Origin of the sequence: Lysobacter enzymogenes (assembly GCF_017168095.1) — a bacterium.
GTDB lineage: Bacteria > Pseudomonadota > Gammaproteobacteria > Xanthomonadales > Xanthomonadaceae > Lysobacter > Lysobacter enzymogenes_D.
The window spans coordinates 1-385 of record NZ_LXSD01000119.1; the positions used below are offsets into that span (position 1 = coordinate 1).

Annotated in this window: 1 protein-coding gene; it reads left to right on the forward strand. The window is 79.0% G+C overall.

Annotated elements, in window-relative coordinates:
- Positions 1–53 precede the first annotated feature (53 nt).
- Positions 54–385, forward strand: a 332-nt coding sequence (locus A7A76_RS03375) for a hypothetical protein (RefSeq protein ID WP_206409871.1), incomplete at its 3' end; no start/stop codon positions are given.

The following is a 385-nucleotide window of genomic DNA, read 5'->3' on the forward strand; positions in this document are numbered from 1 at the left end:
CCCGGCCCGCGCGCGCGGACCGGGCCCGCCCGCACCGACCCCGGAGCACCGTCATGCCCGCGATCCGCACCGCCGCCCTTGCTGTCGCCGCGCTGGCGGCCGCTTCCGCCGCGCAGGCCCAGGCGCGCTATTTCGAACTGAGCAACCGCGGCGCCGACCGCATCGTCGCGGTCGCCGCGTCTGCGGCCGGCGCGGCCGCGTTCGTCGACAAGCCGATCGGCGCGTCGCTGCCCGGCGGCGGCGCGGCGACGACGATCCAGCTGGCCGGCCCGGGCTGTCGTTACGACCTGCGCTTTTCGCTCGCCGACGGCCGCGTGCTGGAGTACGCCGACATCGACGTGTGCCGCCACCGCGGCCTGCGCGTGGCCGCGCCGCGGCGCGCGCC